This window comes from Chryseobacterium sp. AG363, from assembly GCF_003610675.1.
Classification (GTDB): Bacteria; Bacteroidota; Bacteroidia; order Flavobacteriales; family Weeksellaceae; genus Chryseobacterium; species Chryseobacterium cucumeris.
The window spans coordinates 2018350-2033445 of record NZ_RAQF01000002.1 but is presented as its reverse complement, the minus strand read 5'-3'; the positions used below and the strand labels follow the sequence as shown (position 1 = coordinate 2033445).

The window sequence follows — 15096 nt, the reverse complement described above, 5'->3', positions numbered from 1 at the left end:
GCTTAAATAGTTGCTAATTAAATACCTATCAGAGCAGATTATTTCTGCTCTGATTTTTTGTTTTTAATTAAGAGGTTTTCTGCCGGTAAAAATATTGATCAGAACAACAATAATGGCAACAACCAAGAGTGTGTGGATTAAGCTTCCTGTGTCCATACCGGGAATGATTCCGAGCATTCCCAGTAGCCAGACAGCGATGCAGATGACTGCAACAAGCCATAATAGATTTCTCATAATATTATTTTTTGTGGTTAGTGTTGTGGTGTAGTGGCGGCTTCACTTTATTGATGCCTTAAACCTTTATGGTGATATTGGGTACTTTTATGATCGCTCTTATAGTTTGAATAAACTTTATCAGTAACAGTACTGTAATTTTTATTTGAAGACTGATCATTCTCTAACTGGGGCATGGGATAATGAAACTCCTTGCCGTTCTTATAAAGTTTATTGTCGTAAGTCCGGTAAATCTGGTTTTCTTTATAAGTGTTTCCGTCAGGTGCAAGATATACTTTGCTTTTCTTGCCTTTCTTTCGCAGGCCCATATAAAGCAAAGAACTTCCTGCTGCAAGAGCCAATGTAATTTTTACTATATTGTTCATACGATTGTGATTTGATTTTAATAATTACAATTTTTTTGCCATAAGATAGAAATGTGGTACTTTTTAGGCATATAAATATTTGATGAAAAGAAAAAGCCTGGCAGAGCCAGACTTTATTTGTTTCAGAGCGTTTGTTCTGTATGTTTTCCTTCCCTGATCTCTTCTACCATTTTGGCATTAAAGGCAGGAAGATCTTTTGGTGTTCTGCTTGTCACGAGTCCGGCATCTACTACCACCTCGCTGTCTTCCCACTGTGCACCGGCATTTTTTAGATCCTGGCTAATGGAGTTGACGGAAGTCAGATTCCTTCCCTCTACCACACCCGCGTTGATCAGTACCTGAGGTCCGTGGCAAATGGCTGCTACAGGTTTATGCTGGGCAAAAAAATCTTTTACAAAGGTGAGTGCTTTTTCATTGGTTCTCAGCAGGTCCGGATTAATAACGCCTCCCGGTAATACCAGCGCATCATAATCTGAAGCCGCTGCATTGTCGAGCGTTTGATCTACCGGATATTCCTTACCCCAGTCTTTTTCTGCCCATGCCTTAATACTTCCGGATTCAGGACTTACGATATGGGCGGTCCATCCCTGTTGTTCAAGATATTCTTTTGGTGAGCTTAATTCACTCTCTTCAAAGCCATGTGTGGCCAGTATTGCGATTTTCTTTGACATAGTACTGTTTTTTGTGTTAAGTATCGGAAGGTCTGTGACCTCCGATTACAACGTTCGATTGTTGTGTGATGATTAAATAAAAACTTCCCCCATGAGAAAGAGGATATCTACTTTTTTAAATCTTCAAGAACTTCAAATTTATCATGAGAAGCCTTAAGCTGATGAAGCTGATCCAGTACCACTCTCGAACTTTCCGGGCAAAGATCACCGCTGTCTAAAGCATCCTGATAAGCATCAATAGCAGCATTTTCACCATATACAACATTTCCTAACGTAGAGCCGGCTGTATCTGTGGCAAAAGAATTTTTAACATCAATCCATGCTCTGTGGATGGCTCCCGCAGCTGATCCGGATTGATCCGGTGTGCCTCCTCTTTCTGTAATCAGATTGCTCAATTCGTTTTTCATCTTGTGAGACTGGGCTACCATGGTATCATAATCTGCTCTCAGCTGTGGATACTCATCCCATACTTTGTCTTCCACTTTTGAAAATCCCTGAATTCTGTCGTTGGTAATGTTCAGTAAATCATTTAATACTGAAACTGTTTTCTCGTTGTTCATATTTTTATATTTTAAATTGGTACTATGAACTTTGCAAGCGCCGTGCCTCAAACACCATATCTGCAAAGATGTGGTATTTAAAAAAAACTTAAAATTTTGAAAACAAATCTTAATTAAAAATACCTGATGAACGGCAAAAACACCACAATTAAAAGTGGCACAGAGGTATAGAGAATTTGTGCTGCAAAGTTATGCTTCTCTGACAAGACATTTATCGGCCAATATTTTTGCAAGCGATGTTTTGATTGATCAGCAAACAGAATTGATAAAGGTTTCAGCTTCTTTAGATAGAGTAGAAGGGGTGCTTAATAAAAATATAATGTGGCATCCCGGAGTACAATGCCATAATTTTTTCTATATTTATAATAAGTAAGTATATGTTTTACTAATGGTTAGAAAAATGGCTTGTGTTTGTATTGTACACTCTAGAACATGCCTGTAAATAATATAAAAAAAGACAATGCCAATAAACCTAATACCTCCGGACGGAGGCCTGTTATATAAGGAAACAGATATGACTCAGTTTTTCCCTGAGCCCTTCAATGCAATAACAGCCCTATTATTTTTAGCCATCGCTATTTTCTGGACCTTTAAAATGAAAGGTAATTTTAAAAAACATCCTTTTTTAACCTACTGCCTGGTATTATTATATATTGGTGCCATAGGGGGAACGGTTTACCATTCTTTCAGGCAATGGCCGGTATTTATCATGATGGATTGGCTACCTATTATGCTGCTCTGTCTGTCTGCCGGATTTTATTTTATAGCGCAGAGTACCCGGTGGTACTATGCTGTTGTTCTGGTTCTGGTATATACAGCACTTATGGTGGGTTTGAGAAACTGGATTTTGGCAGATAACCCTTCTCTTTTTATCAACGTCAATTATGCCATCATGGCTTCATTGGTAGTTTTCTCGGTACTAAGGTATTTGATCTATACCCAATGGAAGGCTGGCAAATGGGTAGGCTTTGCGGTGTTGTCTTTTGTTTTTGCACTGACCTTCCGTATCGCTGATAAGTGGGAATGGTTCAGCTTCGGGACACATTTTTTGTGGCATACTTTCGGGGCGGTGGCGACGTTTTGTATGTTTAATTATATTTATCTTACCCGCGATATCATCAGGAAGGCGTAAGTTTTTAGATCTTTCATCAGATCATGACTGGAATTCTTTTTTTTATGCAAAGGTTCATTGATCATTTCGTTGTATTGTAAGTGAGCTAAGTGCTTCGGCTTCGTCGCTCATGAAGCGGTGTGCTTATCTATGTGTTTCTAGGAATCAGCAAAGTTCATTCTACATTTTTGCTATCTTAAAAATCATCAATTTCAAAAGTGAAAATCTCCGTCAAATATCATCAGGATATCATCTTTTTATTCACTAAATTCCTTAAAATTAGGGATTTCCTATCCTTATTTTTATTTGTAAGTTAGTGCCGCAAAAATAGTACGGGATAAAATATACAGAACAATTCTGATGAAGAAGGATTCGTATTATTTTATCGTTCACTGTTTTAAAAAAATTATACACCGCAAAACTAAATGTATTACAATGAAGAAGACACTGATTATTCTATCAATAGGCGCTTTGCTTGCCGCCTGCAACAAAAAGACTGAAGAGAAAACAGAGGCCGCTAAGGATACTGTCGCCATAGGAAATAGTACAGCCACAGAAAAATCTCCGGGAGAAACTCCTCAGTTTGACATCAACTCTGTGCCGGTTTCCACCGCTGAGGTAGGAGATTTTCCCTTTTTCAGTTTTCCCAAAGGACTGGACTTTCAAAATAAACCCGTACAAAGAAGCTTTGACAGGCTGTATTTTCCACTTAACGGAGTAATGACGCCCATAGAAGGAAAAGTATGGAAAACATATGTAGTCAATGGGAAAGATAATACGGAAGAATGGTCATTGCCGTATTTTTTGAAAAGTTATGATGATGCTATTACAAAAGTTGGCGGTGTGAAAATATTTGATGGTAAAGTTTCTCAGCCAGAGCTTGACAGAATAAAAGAAGAGGCCAAATACTTTGGTGAGGAAGGTTCTATAGATTATTGGAATGAACCCGTAAAAGTATATGTCATCAGAAGGTCAAATGGCGATGATATTTATATTCAGCTTTATGGAAATACCTCTACCGGAGCCATACAAATTTTACAGAAATCGCCGGTTGAGCAAGGCACAAAACCGTAGAGTGAAGATGGTGAAAATATAAGGTAAATCTTGTGACAATACAGACTTGCAGTTTGTTTTGCTTAAAAATCCCAACGAAAGTTGGGATTTTTTTGTTTTGATTTCAGCTATGGAAATGATCCTGATTTTAAGCTGATGAAATAAGGTTTTTTCTTTGAACTCGCTCCGAAGTCGGGAGACTTCGGAGAAGGGGAGATCATGAAAAGTCAAAAATTAAGAGATGAAGAAAGTAGGTATGTTGAAAATAGACTTGGATTGACTATTTGCTCTCATTTGCTTTAGAGGAGACAGCTTGTAGCTTTCGCATCAATTATAGCTTTCAGCAGAGGAATTCAACAGTAAAACCCCGATTTAAGATAATAGTTCTGAAGAAGGGAAGGCATAAAATCGTAGAGTAGACAGGTGAAAAATAAGTATCCAAAGATATAAATATCAATAACTATATTTATATCTTTGAACACAAAAACTGATAGGTGTTATGGATTTCGAAACGAAAGAATTAGAAGAAAGGAGCGATTATTTAGAATATGATCAAGTACAAGACTGGTATGTTGATAGTGAATATTTTCAAAATATTCAAAAAAAATTAAAAGGTAGTGGAGCTAAATTATTGGTTGGCCCTAGAGGGACTGGTAAAACACATCAAATGTTAATTACGCATTTGGAATGCATTAGTAATTCTGCACTGCCACTTTCTTTATATGTTAGTTTCAATAGATATTATCATTTAGAGCCGCTAATGTCAAGTGCACCAAATGCAAAGACTATTTTTCATACTTGGGTCTTAGCAAAAATAATTCTAGCAGTACATCAATTTTGTGAGAAAAGTAATTTTGATGTGACTACTATTCTAAAGGAAGCATATCTTCAAAAAGAATATTTAGAAAATTTTATTGGACAAGCTGAAAAAGGTGTATTTAGATTTGATGACGAAGAAATCCTAACTAAATTAAATGTTTCATCAATAAAAAATATAATAGAGGCATCTATTACTTTTTGTAGAAGAAAGCGTGCGATACTTCTATTAGATGATGCAGCATTGACTCTGACTCCTGAATATTTAGTTGAGTTTTTTGAAATTTTCATTAGCTTAAAATCACCTATAATTTCTCCTAAGGCATCCGTTTACCCTGGTACGACAGAATATGGTATGAAATTTCATTTAGGTCAAGATGCTGAAAAAGTAGAGTGCTGGATAAATGTAAGTCAAGATATGAGATCTTATAGTACTTTTATGGATAGTCTAATAGAAAAGCGCCTGTTTTTGGTTACAAAAGAAATTGATAAGGATGTCATAGAAATATTAAAATATGCATCTTTTGGGATACCTCGTGCCTTTATTTTCTTAATAAGGTCTTTTATTCAATCTACGAAGTCAACTAAACAAGCTCGATTTAATGAAGTTATAGATCAACATTCAGATTTAATTAAAGCAGAGTATTTATCTTTAAAAAGAAAGGTTCCCCAATTTTCCAATATTATCGAGACTGGAGATGTTTTTTTTGAAAATATTATTGATGCAGTAACTGAATCAAATAAAAGTAGTGAGGATCATAAGAATTTAGTAGTAGGTATTGAGAAATATGATAATAAAATGATAGACCGAATGGTTCAATTTCTGAATGAAGCAGGATTATTATATAAATATTCTAGTACTGTTAGCCACGGTGACGATCGTGAATATACTAGATTCTCTCCACACATAATTTTTCTAATTAAATCTAGAGCATTTAATAATGGGAGAGGTTTTGAAGCGAAAAAAATTCTTGAAAAACTTCTTGCTCCAGAAAAAAAACAACCATTAAGGCGAAAATATCAAAAATTATTATCTAGGGAACAAATTGATAGTTTAAAGTTAGATCTTCCTCCTTGTCCAAAATGTCAGACTCCACGTATACAAGATAATCAACGGTTTTGTCATAATTGTGGAGCTGAATTAGTTATGCCATCAGCATTTGAAAATTGTATGGAGTTAGATGTTAATGTTATACCACTAACATCTTTTCAGGCAGCGGCAGTAAAAGAGGCTAAATTTAAAAAAATTAAAGATTTTTATTCTGTTCAAAATCCCACTTCTGAATTAATTAAAGTAAAAAAGATTGGTGGTGCCAGATCGCAGTTAATTATTATGAAAGTAATGTCAATAGTTGATGAATTTTTAGCATAAAATTATGAGTTCAAATAGACAGGTAGTTATTGATGCTAATAATACATCAAACTGCAATAGCCTCCAAACTAATCAAATGTTTAATACTTCCTTTACGGAAACAGATGAGCCTCCAATTGATACTTATTTTAATAAAACTAGATCCCTAATTTTATTGATTAATCCCGCAGTGTTTAATGAACTGACTGCCAACTTGGTAGTCTTAGGCTATATTTCAGTGTTTGAAAGCTACATGAGAGAGATTATTAGAAGAACAATTTTAATAGATGATCAAGCTAGAAAAACTTGTGAAGCAATGCCCTTGTCATATGGTGCAGCTATAAGTCATACGGCTAACTTACTTCCTGAAGCAATTTTGGAAGATGTTTCGTTTGCAGGAAAGAATAACGTTAAAGATTCTTTGAAAAATTTTTTGGGTATAAAAGGTCATTTACCGAATTCTTTGTCAGAAGCATTAAATGAATTTGCTAAAGTATGTGAGATTAGGCATTGTTTAGTACATCGTTTTGGAAAGTTAGGTACAAAAAATGCTATAAAATTAGGGCTTTCAGATCATTCGCCTTGTATTGAAAAGCCTCTTAGGCTTACATATGCATTGCTTCAAGAAATACAGCTTACTTGTAATGTAGTTGTGAAAGAAATAAATAATTATATATTTAATAGTTTGCTACAGAGGTTAATCTTGGATGATAATAAAAAAATAACATCAACAATTTGGCATTGGAATTATAATCAAGATCGTCGTATCTTTGTACCTTATTACAAAACATTTGTGTCAACTTTAGAAGTTCCACCAAACCATGTAAATGTGTTGGACGCTTACAATATTTACAGAAATTTTTATAGATCCTTAACATGATGAAAGAATGGAGTAGCTTTTACACACCAAAATCATTAGCTAAAATGATTATTAATATGATACCAGATGATTATGATCCTGAATTAGTTATTGATATATGTGCAGGAAGTGGTAACTTTTTAGAAATGGCTACAAATAGATGGAATGCAGAAATAATAGCAGTAGATATTCATCAGATTAAAAAACTACAGATTAAAAAATGCTCTAAATATTTATTAGATGCTTTAGATATTAGCAATTTAAAATTTATTAGCAAACGAAACAAAAAATTGATTTTAGCCAACCCACCATTTGGTAAATTAGAGCAAGAAATAATTACGTTTTGTAATAGACATCCTGATTTACAGGGTGTTGCTATTAAATCTAAAAGGATTGAAACTAATATGATAATTTCTAATATGTCACTTTTAATGCCTGGTGAAATTTTTGCAGCTATTTTACCAGAAAATATTTTCTCTTCTGAAAAACTTGTAGAGTTCAAAAATTTGTTTATTTCCTATTTTGAAGTTATATATTTAGGTGAGCCCCAAATTTACTTTTCAGGTAGTGAAGTAAAGACAAGAATTTTTATTGCTAAATATTTAGGCCATTCTTCAATCTCTAAAAATGATAAATTTTTAAAAACTAAAACTTTTGATGAGCATAAAATTTTTAGAGGTATAGATAATTCTAAAATCATTAAAAGTCTCCCTGATAATGCAAATAGAGATAATTATCAACAGGTAGTTCATTTTAGTAATAAAGAAGCTATTTTACATTTAGATTGTTATGTGAATTTTAATAAGTATGATGACAAATTTATTTTAAAAAAATCAGATATACTTATTTCACGAGTTGGAAGAAATTCGGGAAGAGTTTTCAAAGTTAGTAGTTCTTTTATTGGACAATTGTTTTCTGATTACTTTTATATTATAAGAGGAAATAATTCTTTAGAAAATGATTATGAACTAAAAAAGTTAGAGTTAATTTTACTGAATAAATTAAAGGGATTAACAGCTAAATATATATGTAAAAAAGATATTGAAGATGCTTTATTAGAACTTAATACCATATAGATATAATATTTATAAATCCAAATTATAATTAAATAATTTCTTAATGAAAAGTTATTGATTGGTATTTTTTGTATTGAAATCGTTAATATATTTTTTCATATCAAAATCAAAGAGTTCTTGTATAGTAATATTAAGTTCTTTGCAGATTATAAGTAGAGTATCATATCGGGGATTGGTATTACCTCTTTCCAATTCTCCTATGGTTTTTTTTGCATGCCCAGTTCTTAAACCTAGTTCTTCTTGTGAAATAGGTTTATTTGTCTCGGGATTTATTACTTTCTTTCTTAATTCAGAAATTCTATAACCAAGAGCTTTTTTACAGTTATTAAGTTCGATCTCATTCATTAACTGTAAAATTCTAAGATTATGTTTAAAATTTAGGATACTTATAAGTATCCCTTTTTGTTTTTTTTTGTATATTTATAAAAAAATACAAACAATGAAAAAAAGCAGAACAAACTTCGATCCCCGGTTTCGGGCAGAAAAGAAGAACTCCGGCTTGCAGCTGATAGAAACTTTCTTTCAGTTCAATGAGCTGGATGTTTCCAAAGAAAGGCTCAGCAACATTATGAATTATGCGGTAAAGAGAAATAGCTGGATCCATGAAGATCCGGCGGTGATCTTCCAGTTTCATCAGTCGATGAGGTCATTGATCCGGGCAGGCTATCTCATGATGCTGAAGAACAGAAAATGGACGGTCGATACACAATCGGAAAAGATTTCCCCTTGGGTTCTTGGCCTTCTTTCGGAGAAAGAATACCGGAATCCTCTGCTGGTTTTCAAAAAAGCATTCAGTGCCTACACCCTCAAAGAATTTGATTATTTTATGTCCGGAATCGTCTATTTTTCAATGGGTGTTTATGAAAATCTACCGGAAAGAAATATCGTGATGCCCTACATCCATATGGTGAAAATGCTGGATGCGGCACATCTTATTCTTCAGAGAAGAAGAGAAAAGAAGATAGCTGAAACCCATTAAAAATAAAAAATGCCCCTTTTTCAGGGGCATTATATTATTGAGCTTTTACTTGCTCTATCTTTATGTAAATTTTAGAAAGGTTGGGTTGGGCACTCCCTGAGGTGGGGGCTCCTGCCATAATGGTTGCGGTATAAGCAGTTTTTGAAGAAGCGTTGCTGTCTATCCAGGTATATCTTCTATGCTCAGGTCCGCCACTGGAACCATCTATAATCCCTACGTTCCCCCAGTAAGCGCTTCCTACTGCTCCGGTGCCTTGAGGAAACCAGGTAGCTGTTGCATCTCCCATACCGCCCCATACTCCTGAAGTAATATTGTTGGTAGTTTGAGCTGCTCCAATATAACCGCCATATTCGGTATTGTAATTCCAATATAGATTTACGGTAGAACCTGTATTGTTAAATAATTGTACATTAGGAATGGCAGCGGTTGTACCACTGGTGGTGTCAAATATTACTCTGATCGAATACTTACCATCCGGGGTAGCAAGAGGGAAGGTATAAGCTTGTTTCCCATTGGAATCAGTTGTCAGAGTAGGATATCCCATTGCTGCAACAGGTGCAATGTCTGCACGGCTGCTATTTCCCACTGTAGCGGTACAGTTTTGCGCTGCTGTTAGGAAAGAAACCGTACTGTTGGTCATCGGAATAGTCATGTCATTAGCAGTGGTGGGAGTTCCGCTTACTGAGAATACCAGTTCGCCATCACCAAACTCTAAAGTTCCCGGTCTTAACTGGAAAGTCAATCCGTTGATGGTAAAAGGAGTTCCTGAATTATATGCTCCACCGTTTCCTCCGCTATAAGTAACTCTCAGGTTTCCGGTGTAAGGAGTACCGGGAGTATAAGTAGAAGGACTTAAGTAAGCTGTGGTACACTGTAATGTAGAAATTGCCGGAGCTACGGCATTGGTTGCCTGTGTCAGTCTTTGCCATACTGTTCCGTCAAAATAATAATAACCCATAGCAGTAACATTGATACGTTGCCCTGTGGCATCTCCGCCGGTGACGTCCGTAATATAAATTAATGCGCCTGTCTGATTGGTGCCATAGGTAGCGGTATTGGCTGTAAGCTCAGCTCTGGTAAGCCTTGGGGCCTGTAATCCGAATGTTTGTGTGTTATTCGTAATCACTCCTGAAGTGTCCCTTGTGGCAGATACATCCAATGTTGTTTTAGGTGAAGCTGTGTTGATCCCTACTTGGGCAAAAGAAATACCTGAAATAAGAATAGCAGTGAGATGTGTAAATTTTGTTTTCATATGAGGGTGTATTTTGTGTGAACCAAATATAATTCTTTTTTTTGTGAAAAATGAAAAAAAGAAGTTTGTGATTGATAAAAATTAACTAATTGGTAATATTGAGTATCATTATGATATGTTTTTTAAGATAAAAATTTAATTTTTTTTATCGGCTAATTTTCATTTTTTTATGAGCAATAAAAGGCACAAGAGCTTTTAAACACTTTAGTTATGTAAGCTAATCTGCTTTGTGTATAAGAAGTCCACTAAAGTTTTGTAGAAAATCGAAGATATTCATGTTATGTGAACTTCGTTATGTAGTGTTTCCTTAAACTTTGTGAAACGTACTAAAGTGTTTAAACAATAAAATTTTTCTGCCTTTGCGGGTTAATTTTAAAAAAAAATTCTGTAAAATTCACAGCCTGATTCTTTTAATGTTGAAAGAAAGAGGATTTACTTATATTTGCCGCAAAGCAAATTTAAATGTTCAAAAAAGTAAGCACTGTATTTATCCTTGGCTTTTATACGGTATTTTGTTCGGCCCAGCAGGTCCGGCCTTCCCAATCATCTGAAATTTACCGTGAAATCAAAACGCTGAAACATCTTCCTAAAGTTTTATACCTTGCAGCTCATCCCGATGATGAGAATACGGGATTGCTCTCCTGGTTAATCAACGACCAAAATGTAGAAACGGGCTATCTGTCTTTAACCAGAGGTGATGGCGGGCAGAATTTATTAGGCACAGAACAAGGTGCTGCATTGGGTTTAATCAGAACGCATGAGCTTTTGGAAGCAAGAAAGTTAGATGGTGCCCAACAGTTTTTTACCCGTGCGATTGATTTCGGGTTTTCTAAAAATACGACCGACACTTTTAAACAATGGAATGCAGACAGTATTACAGCAGATGTAGTCTGGGTAATCCGTAAATTCCGTCCGGATATTATCATTTGTCGTTTTCCTCCTACTGCTGCGGCAGGGCACGGACAACATGCAGCTTCGGCTGTGGTAGCGGAAAAAGCCTTTAAGCTGGCAGGTGATAAAACGGCTTTCCCGGATCAACTGAAATATGTCAATGCGTGGCAGCCAAAACGCGTATTGTGGAATACTTTCCGCTTTGGTGGAGTGAATACCACTGCTGAAAACCAACTGAAAGTGACCGTTGGGCAATATGACGCTCAACTGGGAATGGGTTACGGAGAATTGGCCGGATTAAGCAGAAGTTTGCATAAAAGCCAGGGAGCAGGAACACAGTCTGTAGCCGGGATCAGAACAGAATATTTTGCCCACGTTGCCGGTGAGCCTGCAGAAGCAACTCTTTTTGACGGAGTTACTAAAACCTGGACTTCACAAGGAAACGCTGATATTGATCAGTCATTAGATCAGATTATTTCTGCTTTCAATTTCAATCATCCAGACCTCAGCTTACCTGCTTTGCTTGCTTTGCGAAAAAAGGTCATGGCAATCAAAGATGGAGATTTTAAAAAGGATAAAATTAAATCTCTTGATCATATTATTTTAAGCTGTGCCGGATTTATGGGTGAGGTTGTTACCAATCAGGCTGAAGCGGTTGCCGGAGATCATTACACTTTCAGGTTAAATCTGATTTCAAGAGCTGCAGATCCTGTTATTTTAGAGGATGTACAATGGCTAAGTCAATCAGAAAACTTCAACCGAAAACTATCAAAAGATTCTTTAATTACCATTCAGCACGACATTCAGATTCCTGCTGATGCAGCACTCACAGAACCTTACTGGTTGGCAAAACCTCCCGTGAATGCCGCCACTTTCTCCGTTCCCAATGATACTTTAATCGGTTTACCGGAGGCAGAATCACCGCTGAATGTTTTACTTGGTTTAAAAATCGGTTCAGAAAAGTTTCAGGTTAAGCTTCCTTTATCTTTCAAGAAATTAGATCCGGTGCGTGGTGATGTGGTCGAAGCTTTGCGCATTGTTCCTGCACTGGAACTGAAATTTACACAGTCACTTTATTGGGTCAAAGAAAATGAAGATTTACGTTTGAGTTTACATTTTAAGGTGAATTCCAACAAACCGTTCAATAAAGGTGTTTTGAACCTTATGTATAACGGAGAAAGATTAGGAAGTGCTGAAGTAAATTCTGTAAAAGAGAAAGATTTTACTTTCGATTACGTTATTCCAAAAGCTAAGCTTGCTTCCCTAAGCTCAAACCGTTTGCAACTGGACGCCAATTATGTTGCAGATGGGGCTATCTATAATAAAAAACAAATATTAATTCAGTATCCGCATTTGCCTTCCCTGCAATATTTTGCGCCTGCCACTGTGACAGTAATGAAAGGCGATATTCAGGCGAAAGTAAAAAAAGTAGGTTACATACAAGGTGCGGGTGATTTTATTCCCGAGTTTCTGCGCATTGCAGGTGTTCAGGTAGATATCCTGAAAGACGAAGATTTTTATGGAAACATAGATGAATCCGGCGGAAACGGCAATCAAAACAAACTATCACAATATGATGCCATTGTATTGGGTGTTCGTGCCAATAACACCGAAAAAAAGCTGGGCCGCTGGATGCCGTTTTTATGGTCCTATGCCAAAGCCGGAGGTAATCTGGTGATGCAGTATAATACCAACCAGGATACAACCGTTGACAAATTGGGAATGTACAATTTCACTATTGCCAATAAGCGTGTTACTGAAGAAAATGCTGCGGTTAGGTTTTTAAATCCCAATCATAAATTACTGAACTTTCCGAATAAAATAACTGCGGATGATTTTAAAGGCTGGGTACAGGAACGTGGTGCCTATTTCCCTGCTCAATGGGATGCCGCATATGAACCGCTTTTTGAAATGCATGATACGGATGAAGAGCCTCTTCAGGGATCAACTTTATATGCCAGATACGGAAAGGGTAATTTTATTTATACACCGTTAGCATTTTTCAGACAGTTGCCTGCGGGAAATGTAGGAGCTGCACGTTTATTTTTAAACTTTTTATCTGCACAGAAAAACTGATGAACAAACAACTTAAAAACTGGAATATCTGGTACATACTATTAGCCGTTGCATTAGCAGTACAGATCGTATTTTATTATGGGTTTACTAAATTCTGGGCATGAGTAATATAGATTGGACGGTTCTTATTGTTACACTTGTTGCAGTGGTGGTTTACGGCGTATTCATCGGTCGTGGCCAAAAAAGCAACGAATCCTACCTGAAAGCAGATAATAAAATGCCCTGGTATATTGTGCTCATCGGTATTATGGCTACCCAGGCAAGTGCCATTACATTTCTTTCAGCACCGGGCCAGGCTTATACAGACGGAATGCGCTTTGTGCAGTATTATTTTGGTTTGCCTTTGGCGATGATTGTGATCTGTATTACTTTCATCCCGATTTTTCAACGCTTAAATGTTTATACTGCCTATGAATATTTAGAAAACCGTTTTGATAAAAAAACAAGGGTGCTCACTTCACTGCTTTTTCTTTTTTCCAGAGGGTTATCAACCGGAATCAGTATTTACGCTCCGAGTATTATCTTATCAAGCGTTTTAAACTGGAATATTTATGTAACCAATGTTTTAACAGGTGGCATTCTGTTGATCTACACTTATATTGGAGGTGCAAAAGCGATCGCTCACACCCAGAAATTACAGTTTCTTATTATTCTCGGAACTATGGCTTTTGCAGGGTATCTTCTTATTCAGAATATGCCGGATGGAATCGGTTTTAATGATGCGCTGTATCTGGCGGGGAAATCCGGGAAGCTTAATGTCATCACCACGGAATTTGACTGGAAAGATAAATACAATATCTGGAGTGGAATAATTGGTGGTTTTTTTCTGGCGCTTTCTTATTTCGGGACAGACCAGAGCCAGGTCGGTAGGTATATCACTGCAAAAGATAATACTAATGCAAAAATGGGCTTGCTGCTGAACGGATTGGTTAAAATTCCGATGCAGTTTGCTATTCTCCTGATTGGTGCTTTGCTTTTCGCTTTCTTTTCTCTGAAACCGGCTCCGATTTATTTTAACGAACGTTCCTATCAGCATTTAAAGGAAGCAAATCCTGAACAGGCTGCGGCTTTTGAAAAAGAACATCAGGATTTACAGTTAAAATTTAATGCAGAATCGAAGGAAATTCTCAAGTTAAAAGAAACGCATTCTCCACAACTTCAAAAAACAATTCAGGATTTTAAAAATACACAGACAGAAGTCAAAGCATTACACAGCAGGGTAGAGGAAGCTATCAATCATTCCAACTATACTACGGAGAAAACAGATACGAATTACATTTTCCTGTATTTCGTAAAAAATACATTGCCTGTAGGGATGATCGGTTTACTGTTTGCCGTCATTTTTCTGGCCAGCTGGGGTTCCATTTCGGCCGCGCTTAATTCCCTTGCTGCCTGCTCATTAAAAGATGTTCATTTACTATTTAAAAAAGAACTTCCTGATGAGAAAACCGAATTGAAGTACAGCCGCCTGCACACTTTAGCATGGGGTATTTTCTCAATCGGTGTGGCCATGTTTGCCACGCAAATGGGTTCTCTCATTGAAGCGGTTAATGTATTAGGTTCTCTTTTCTACGGTCCGATCCTGGGAATTTTTCTGGTGGCATTTTACTATAAAAAAATTGACGGACCGAATGTATTTATTGCTGCAATTTTATCAGAAATTACGGTCATTGCCATTTATCAGTTTGATATTGTTTCCTTCCTTTGGCTTAATGTAATAGGGGCAGCAGCGGTGATTATATTTTCAGCAATCGGATTGCTGTTTTATAAGCAGAAAACAGTAAATTCGTAAGCAAATAATA

14 protein-coding genes are annotated in these 15096 nt (G+C 36.3%); 8 read left to right on the top strand and 6 right to left on the bottom strand.

Translation table 11 applies throughout. The features are described 5' to 3' along the window. Positions 1-63: 63 nt before the first annotated feature. From DEU39_RS09280 to DEU39_RS09265, 4 genes are all read right to left on the bottom strand, one after another. Positions 64-234: a lmo0937 family membrane protein gene (locus tag DEU39_RS09280; protein WP_047433678.1), complete on the bottom strand. Its 171-nt coding sequence runs from the start codon at positions 232-234 to the stop codon at positions 64-66. 47 nt (positions 235-281) lie between these two features. Continuing rightward, positions 282-599 (bottom strand): hypothetical protein, encoded by a 318-nt coding sequence (locus tag DEU39_RS09275; protein WP_120231723.1) that lies wholly within the window; start codon positions 597-599, stop codon positions 282-284. Between the two features lie 122 nt (positions 600-721). Continuing rightward, complete coding sequence (locus DEU39_RS09270) at positions 722-1270, bottom strand: type 1 glutamine amidotransferase domain-containing protein (RefSeq protein ID WP_120231722.1); 549 nt, start codon at positions 1268-1270, stop codon at positions 722-724. Between the two features lie 107 nt (positions 1271-1377). Next, complete coding sequence (locus DEU39_RS09265) at positions 1378-1830, bottom strand: PA2169 family four-helix-bundle protein (RefSeq protein WP_120231721.1); 453 nt, start codon at positions 1828-1830, stop codon at positions 1378-1380. A 460-nt stretch (positions 1831-2290) separates the two neighbouring features. Between DEU39_RS09265 and DEU39_RS09260 the strand changes: the two genes are divergently transcribed. From DEU39_RS09260 to DEU39_RS09240, 5 genes are all read left to right on the top strand, one after another. Then, positions 2291-2962, top strand: coding sequence for a hypothetical protein (locus DEU39_RS09260; protein WP_120231720.1), 672 nt, complete (start codon positions 2291-2293; stop codon positions 2960-2962). A gap of 414 nt (positions 2963-3376) precedes the next feature. Beyond that, a complete protein-coding gene (locus DEU39_RS09255) occupies positions 3377-4015 on the top strand; it encodes a hypothetical protein (protein ID WP_120231719.1) in 639 nt (212 codons plus the stop codon). A gap of 478 nt (positions 4016-4493) precedes the next feature. After that, entirely contained in the window at positions 4494-6182 is a 1689-nt protein-coding gene (locus tag DEU39_RS09250; RefSeq protein WP_120231718.1) for a zinc ribbon domain-containing protein, read from the top strand. A 4-nt stretch (positions 6183-6186) separates the two neighbouring features. Beyond that, on the top strand, positions 6187-7041 hold the full coding sequence (locus tag DEU39_RS09245; protein WP_120231717.1) for a hypothetical protein: 855 nt from the start codon (positions 6187-6189) through the stop codon (positions 7039-7041). Further along, positions 7038-8096 (top strand): N-6 DNA methylase, encoded by a 1059-nt coding sequence (locus DEU39_RS09240; protein WP_120231716.1) that lies wholly within the window; start codon positions 7038-7040, stop codon positions 8094-8096. Before DEU39_RS09245 ends, DEU39_RS09240 begins: the two co-directional genes overlap by 4 nt. A gap of 51 nt (positions 8097-8147) precedes the next feature. Here the strand turns inward: DEU39_RS09240 and DEU39_RS09235 are convergent, their stop codons facing one another. Next, the gene (locus DEU39_RS09235; RefSeq protein WP_120231715.1) at positions 8148-8441 is read right to left on the bottom strand and encodes a helix-turn-helix domain-containing protein; all 294 of its coding nucleotides are present in this window, start codon (positions 8439-8441) and stop codon (positions 8148-8150) included. A 94-nt stretch (positions 8442-8535) separates the two neighbouring features. On the opposite strand from DEU39_RS09235, the gene DEU39_RS09230 reads away from it, so the two are divergent. Next, on the top strand, positions 8536-9075 hold the full coding sequence (locus tag DEU39_RS09230; protein ID WP_120231714.1) for a hypothetical protein: 540 nt from the start codon (positions 8536-8538) through the stop codon (positions 9073-9075). 34 nt (positions 9076-9109) lie between these two features. On the opposite strand, the gene DEU39_RS09225 is transcribed toward DEU39_RS09230, so the two are convergent. After that, a complete protein-coding gene (locus DEU39_RS09225; RefSeq protein ID WP_062671921.1) occupies positions 9110-10327 on the bottom strand; it encodes a hypothetical protein in 1218 nt (405 codons plus the stop codon). Between the two features lie 462 nt (positions 10328-10789). Here DEU39_RS09225 and DEU39_RS09220 point away from each other — a divergent pair, with 462 nt between their 5' ends. Both DEU39_RS09220 and DEU39_RS09215 read left to right on the top strand, forming a co-directional pair. Beyond that, a complete protein-coding gene (locus DEU39_RS09220) occupies positions 10790-13294 on the top strand; it encodes a PIG-L family deacetylase (RefSeq protein ID WP_120231713.1) in 2505 nt (834 codons plus the stop codon). Positions 13295-13394: 100 nt separating this feature from the next. Then, complete coding sequence (locus tag DEU39_RS09215) at positions 13395-15086, top strand: sodium:solute symporter (RefSeq protein ID WP_062671918.1); 1692 nt, start codon at positions 13395-13397, stop codon at positions 15084-15086. Positions 15087-15096 lie beyond the last annotated feature (10 nt).

Coding starts and splice junctions, on each gene's coding strand:
- DEU39_RS09280 (WP_047433678.1), bottom strand. CDS start 234: ATGAGAAATCTATTATGGCTTGTTGCAGTCATCTGCATCGCTGTCTGG.
- DEU39_RS09275 (WP_120231723.1), bottom strand. CDS start 599: ATGAACAATATAGTAAAAATTACATTGGCTCTTGCAGCAGGAAGTTCT.
- DEU39_RS09270 (WP_120231722.1), bottom strand. CDS start 1,270: ATGTCAAAGAAAATCGCAATACTGGCCACACATGGCTTTGAAGAGAGT.
- DEU39_RS09265 (WP_120231721.1), bottom strand. CDS start 1,830: ATGAACAACGAGAAAACAGTTTCAGTATTAAATGATTTACTGAACATT.
- DEU39_RS09260 (WP_120231720.1), top strand. CDS start 2,291: ATGCCAATAAACCTAATACCTCCGGACGGAGGCCTGTTATATAAGGAA.
- DEU39_RS09255 (WP_120231719.1), top strand. CDS start 3,377: ATGAAGAAGACACTGATTATTCTATCAATAGGCGCTTTGCTTGCCGCC.
- DEU39_RS09250 (WP_120231718.1), top strand. CDS start 4,494: ATGGATTTCGAAACGAAAGAATTAGAAGAAAGGAGCGATTATTTAGAA.
- DEU39_RS09245 (WP_120231717.1), top strand. CDS start 6,187: ATGAGTTCAAATAGACAGGTAGTTATTGATGCTAATAATACATCAAAC.
- DEU39_RS09240 (WP_120231716.1), top strand. CDS start 7,038: ATGATGAAAGAATGGAGTAGCTTTTACACACCAAAATCATTAGCTAAA.
- DEU39_RS09235 (WP_120231715.1), bottom strand. CDS start 8,441: ATGAATGAGATCGAACTTAATAACTGTAAAAAAGCTCTTGGTTATAGA.
- DEU39_RS09230 (WP_120231714.1), top strand. CDS start 8,536: ATGAAAAAAAGCAGAACAAACTTCGATCCCCGGTTTCGGGCAGAAAAG.
- DEU39_RS09225 (WP_062671921.1), bottom strand. CDS start 10,327: ATGAAAACAAAATTTACACATCTCACTGCTATTCTTATTTCAGGTATT.
- DEU39_RS09220 (WP_120231713.1), top strand. CDS start 10,790: ATGTTCAAAAAAGTAAGCACTGTATTTATCCTTGGCTTTTATACGGTA.
- DEU39_RS09215 (WP_062671918.1), top strand. CDS start 13,395: ATGAGTAATATAGATTGGACGGTTCTTATTGTTACACTTGTTGCAGTG.